This is a genomic window from Streptomyces sp. UH6 (assembly GCF_013421635.1).
GTDB classification, from domain to species: Bacteria; Actinomycetota; Actinomycetes; order Streptomycetales; family Streptomycetaceae; genus Streptomyces; species Streptomyces abyssomicinicus.
Genome location: NZ_JACADT010001133.1, coordinates 1 through 1,697, shown reverse-complemented (window position 1 = coordinate 1,697; position 1,697 = coordinate 1). Strand labels below are relative to the sequence as shown.

The window sequence follows — 1,697 nt, the reverse complement described above, 5'->3', positions numbered from 1 at the left end:
CAGGCGCTCCGGGTGGGCGTCGGGCGCGGTGAACGCCTCCGCGAAGTCGGGGGGCAGGTCCTCGGCGAGACGAAGCGCCAGGCCGGGGTCGTCACGGGCGACCAGCGACAGCACCGTGCGGGCCACGTGCCGGCCCCGCTCCTGCGGGGCGGGCAGGCGGGCCGCGACGGCGCCGTAGAAATCGGTCACCGTGCCGGTGGACCGCGGCACGGTGGAGTGGACGGCGTCACGGTCGGGGCCTGGCAGGGCCTGCCGCAGCAGCCGCCGTGCCGGTACGTCCAGGTGGAGCGCGAGGACCGCCAGTGTCACCTTGACGGCACGGGCCGCCCACTGCGAGGGCAGGCGGGTGCGTGCGGCGGCGTCCTCGACCAGGCGTCGATGGGTGATCATGTTCGTCTCCCGCTGCGGATCCGGTGGGGCGGGTCGGCGGCCGAGTACCCAGCGGTGTCCCGGGGGATGCGCGTCCCGCGGGCGCGGAGGGCGGCGGTGTAGGGAGCCCCGCGGCGGGTACTTCGGGCAGGGTCCGGCGCGGCTCCGGCCACGACGGGCCGGCCGGACACGGGCACCGTACGCACGAGCAGCGCACGCACGAGCACCGTACGCACGAGCACCGTACGCACGAGCACCGCGCAACGCACCGAGCACCGCAGAGGGAGAGTCACCGACGTGAACCAGCCCCAGCACCCGGGCGAGAAGCACCCGACCCCGGAGTTCTCCTCCCAGGACCAGCCGCACCCCGGCCGGACCGCCGTCATGGACCCACGGCCCGACCACGGCGAGGAGTCCTACCGGGGCAGCGGGAAACTGGAGGGCCGCACAGCGGTGATCACCGGCGGTGACTCGGGCATCGGCCGGGCCGTGGCGCTGGCCTTCGCCCGCGAGGGGGCCGACGTGGTCTTCACCCACCTCGAGGAGGAGAAGGAGGACGCCCGGGAGACCGCCCGCCTGGTCGAGGAGGCCGGACGCCGGGCGGTCGCCGTCTCCTGCGACATCCGGGAGGAGGCCAACTGCCGGGCGCTGATCGACCGGGCGGTGGAGGAGTTCGGCCGGATCGACGTACTGGTCAACAACGCCGCCTACCAGATGTCCCAGCCGGACGGCATCGAGGCGATCCCCACCGAGCAGTTCGACCGGGTGATGCGCACCAACCTCTACGGCATGTTCTGGCTGTCGAAGTTCGCCCTCCCGCACATCCCGGCGGGCGGCTCGATCGTCAACACCACCTCCGTGCAGGGCTACCAGCCCAGCCCGCACCTGCTCGACTACGCGATGAGCAAGGCGGCCATCGTCAACTTCACCCACGGCATGGCACAGATGTTCGCCGAGCGCGGCGTGCGCGTCAACGCGGTCGCGCCCGGCCCCGTGTGGACCCCGCTGATCCCGGCGACCATGCCGGACACCAGCGAGTTCGGCAAGCAGGCGCCCCTCGGACGCCCCGCCCAGCCCGCCGAGATGGCGCCCGCCTACGTCTTCCTCGCCTCCGAGCAGGCGTCGTTCATCACCGGCGAGATCGTCAACGCCACCGGCGGCACCCCCCTGCCGTGACCCGTGCCGCCCGTCCCGCAGGCGTGCCGGCGGGGCGGGCGGGCACAGGTATCGGCGGAGGCGGACGCCCGGTCGGGCCGACGCCGGGACGGTGGACGACGGCACGGACAGGACGGACACGGCACCATGCGGGAGAATCCGGACGGCGGCGG

General features: G+C 74.0%; 2 protein-coding genes. One reads left to right on the top strand and one right to left on the bottom strand.

Annotated features, from left to right (window positions below):
* Positions 1 to 390, bottom strand: a 390-nt coding sequence (locus HW445_RS29950) for a DUF2267 domain-containing protein (protein ID WP_180223951.1), incomplete at its 3' end; no start/stop codon positions are given.
* 276 nt (positions 391 to 666) lie between these two features.
* On the opposite strand from HW445_RS29950, the gene HW445_RS29945 reads away from it, so the two are divergent.
* Positions 667 to 1,545: an SDR family oxidoreductase gene (locus HW445_RS29945; protein WP_180223950.1), complete on the top strand. Its 879-nt coding sequence runs from the start codon at positions 667 to 669 to the stop codon at positions 1,543 to 1,545.
* Positions 1,546 to 1,697: the final 152 nt, after the last annotated feature.